3 protein-coding genes are annotated in these 3,525 nt (G+C 74.2%); all 3 read right to left on the bottom strand.

Annotated features, from left to right (window positions below; translation table 11 throughout):
- Positions 1-1,249 (bottom strand): biotin carboxylase N-terminal domain-containing protein (locus ABZS51_RS42470; protein WP_355453959.1); only part of this gene is annotated, 1,249 nt, incomplete at its 3' end.
- Positions 1,246-2,778: a carboxyl transferase domain-containing protein gene (locus tag ABZS51_RS42465; RefSeq protein WP_355453962.1), complete on the bottom strand. Its 1,533-nt coding sequence runs from the start codon at positions 2,776-2,778 to the stop codon at positions 1,246-1,248. The genes ABZS51_RS42470 and ABZS51_RS42465, both read right to left, overlap by 4 nt.
- Before the next feature lie 53 nt (positions 2,779-2,831).
- The gene (locus ABZS51_RS42460; protein ID WP_310711195.1) at positions 2,832-3,461 is read right to left on the bottom strand and encodes a TetR/AcrR family transcriptional regulator; all 630 of its coding nucleotides are present in this window, start codon (positions 3,459-3,461) and stop codon (positions 2,832-2,834) included.
- Positions 3,462-3,525: the final 64 nt, after the last annotated feature.

Raw genomic sequence — 3,525 nt, 5'->3', positions numbered from 1 at the left:
GGCCTCGCGGTGATGCTGGGCGGCAAGCTGCACCGGGGCCGGTCCGGCAGCGCGGGCGAGATCGGCTACCTGGCGCGTGCGCGACCACCTTGGCCAGCATCGCGTCGTAGTACGGCGGCACCACCGAGCCCGACTCCACCCCGGAGTCCACCCGGACCCCGTCCGGGACCTCGAAGCGCCACAGGGTGCCGGTCTGCGGCAGGTGGTCGCGGTCCTCGGCGTACAGGCGGGCCTCGACGGCATGACCGCGCGGCCGTGGCGGCTCCTCGGGCAGCGCCGCGCCCTCGGCGACCTCCAGCTGCAGCCGCACCAGGTCCAGCCCGTACACCAGCTCGGTCACCGGGTGCTCCACCTGGAGGCGGGTGTTCATCTCCAGGAACGCCACCCGCTCGCCCCTGACCAGGAACTCCACGGTGCCCGCGCCGACGTAGCCGATCGCGCGGGCGGCGCGGACGGCCGCGTCGCGCAGCGTCTCCCGCGTCGCGTCGTCGACGCCCGGCGACGGGCACTCCTCGATCACCTTCTGGTGGCGGCGCTGGATGCTGCACTCGCGCTCGCCGAGCGTCCACACGGTCCCGTGGGTGTCGGCGAGGATCTGCACCTCGACGTGCCGGGCGCCCTCCAGCAGCGGCTCCGCGAACACCGTGCCCTCGCCGAACGCCGCCTCGGCCTCCCGCCGCGCCGACGCCGCCTGCGCGGCGAGGTCGGCGGGGGAGCGCACGACGCGCATCCCGCGCCCGCCGCCCCCCGCCGACGCCTTCACCAGCAGCGGGTACTCCAGCAGCAGCCGGTCCTCCGGATCCGGCGCGTCCTCCGGATCCGGGGCGTCCTCCGGAGCGGGCAGGAGGATCGACGGCAGGACCGGGACGCCCGCCTCCGCCATCAGCCGCTTGGCCTCGACCTTCGACCCCATCGCGGCGACCGCCTCCGGCGGCGGCCCCACCCACACGAGCCCCGCCCCCAGCACGGCCCGCGCGAAGTCCGCGCTCTCCGACAGGAACCCGTACCCGGGGTGGACCGCGTCGGCGCCCGACGCCCGGCACGCCGCCACGATCCGCTCGATCGCCAGGTACGTGTCCGCGGGCCGCGTGCCCGCCAGCCGTACCGCGAAGTCGGCCTCGGCCACGTGCGGCGCGGAGGCGTCGGCGTCGGAGAACACCGCGACGGTCTCGATCCCCAGCGCGCGGCAGGTCCGGAACACCCGGCGCGCGATCTCCCCCCGGTTGGCCACCAGCAGACGTGTGATCACGGCCGGAACACCCCGTAACCCGCCGCCTCGGGCACCGGCGCGCTGTTGACGGCCGACAGGCACAGCCCCAGCACGGTCCGGGTGTCGCGCGGGTCGATCACCCCGTCGTCGTACAGCCGCCCGGACAGGAAGAACGGCAGCGACTCCGCCTCCACCTGCGCCTCCACCATGGCCCTCATCGCCGCGTCCGCCTCCTCGTCGTACACCTGCCCGCGCGCCTGCGCGGAGGCGCGGCCGACGATCGACAGCACCCCGGCGAGCTGCGCCGGCCCCATGACCGCGGACTTGGCGCTGGGCCAGGCGAACAGGAACCTCGGCTCGTACGCCCGGCCGCACATGCCGTAGTTCCCGGCCCCGTACGAGGCGCCCATGACCACGGTCAGGTGCGGCACGGTCGAGTTGGACACCGCGTTGATCATCATGGCGCCGTGCTTGATGATGCCGCGCTGCTCGTACTCCTTGCCGACCATGTAGCCCGTGGTGTTCTGCAGGAACAGCAGCGGCGTGCGGGTCTGGTTGGCGAGCTGGATGAACTGGGTGGCCTTCTGCGCCTCCTCGCTGAACAGCACGCCGCGCGCGTTGGCCAGAATGCCGAGGGGGTAGCCGTGCAGCCGCGCCCACCCGGTCACCAGCGACGACCCATACAGCGGCTTGAACTCCTCGAACTCGCTGCCGTCCACGATCCGGGCGATCACCTCGCGCGGGTCGAACGGCACGCGCAGGTCGTCCGGCACGATCCCGAGCAGCTCCTCGGCGGGGTGGGCGGGCTCGCGCACGGGCTGTGGCGCCGCGCCGAGCTTGCGCCAGCCGAGCGAGCGGACGATCCGCCGCCCGATGCGCAGCGCGTCGTGCTCGTCCGCGGCGAGGTGGTCGGCCAGGCCGCTCACGCGGGCGTGCATCTCCGCGCCGCCCAGCGACTCGTCGTCGGACTCCTCGCCGGTCGCCATTCTCACCAGCGGCGGCCCGCCCAGGAACACCTTCGCCCGTTCGCGGACCATCACCACGTAGTCGCTCATCCCGGGCACGTAGGCGCCTCCGGCGGTGGAGTTGCCGAAGACGAGCGCGATCGTCGGGACCCCGGCGGCCGACAGCCGCGTCAGGTCCCGGAACACCTGCCCGCCCGGGATGAAGATCTCCTTCTGCGTCGGCAGGTCCGCGCCGCCGCTCTCCACGAGATTGACGTACGGCAGGCGGTTGCGCAGGGCGATGTCGGAGGCGCGCAACGTCTTCCTGAGCGTCCACGGGTTGGAGGCGCCGCCGCGGACCGTCGGGTCGCTGGCGCAGACCACGCACTCGACGCCCTCGATCACCCCGATCCCCGTCACGACGCTCGCGCCCACCGGGAAGTCGCTGCCCCAGGCGGCCAGCGGCGACAGCTCCAGGAACGGGGAGTCCGGGTCGAGCAGCAGCTCGATCCGCTCGCGGGCGAGCAGCTTGCCGCGCCGGCGGTGCCGCTCGCGGTACTTCTCACCGCCGCCCGCGACCGCCTTGGCATGCTCGGCGTCCAGCTCGGCCAGCTTGGCCAGCATCGCCTCACGCCGCCGCGCGTGCTCGGGGTCGGCCGGGTCGATCCTGCTCGTGATCACGTGTCCTCCCCTGAAGTCGACGCCGGCGTCAACCCGATGGCCCGGGCCCACAACCTCGTCAGCAGGTCCACGGCCGCGCGCTCCTCGGCGGGCTCGCCGAGGTCGAGCCAGACGCGCGCGAAGTGCTCGACCATGCCGCCCAGCATGACGGCGGTGAGCCGCGGGTCGAGCGACGGGTCGGCCAGCCCCTGCTCCTGGAGGCGGCGCAGCCCGTCGGCGCCGCGCCGCACGAACACCTCCCGCAGCTCCAGCAGCAGCTCGCGCAGGCCCTCCTCGGCCGCGGCCTGCTCCAGCATCCGCACCAGCCGGGAGTTGGCCGACCAGGCGCGCAGGTAGAGCCGGTTGGCCGCCTCGATGCGCGCGTACGGGTCGCCGGGCGCCGCCGGGCCCACCACGCTGGCCGCGAACATCTCGCCCACGACGGCGCCGGCCACCTCGCGGAAGAGGTCCTCCTTGGACCCGAAGTACGTGTAGAAGGTGCCGTGCGAGACGCCGGCCCTGGCGCACACGTCGTCGACGCGCACGGCCTCGTACCCCTGCTCGTCGAACGCCTCGCGGCCGGCCCGCACGAGCGCGGCCCTGGTGCGCCGGCCCCGGGCCGTCAGCGTCTCGGACCTGACGATCACGTCAACAGCGTAACCCCGGCCACGAAAAGGGGGAAGGCCCGCCCGCGACGGCCGTCGCGGGCGG

Source organism: Nonomuraea sp. NPDC005501 (genome assembly GCF_040605905.1).
GTDB lineage: Bacteria > Actinomycetota > Actinomycetes > Streptosporangiales > Streptosporangiaceae > Nonomuraea.
The sequence above is the reverse complement of the archived record's forward strand: the minus strand, read 5'-3'. Positions and strand labels throughout refer to the sequence as shown.

What these genes read in the sequence shown, in the direction of transcription:
- ABZS51_RS42465 (WP_355453962.1), bottom strand. Translation starts at nt 2,778, where the DNA reads ATGCTGGCCAAGCTGGCCGAGCTGGACGCCGAGCATGCCAAGGCGGTC.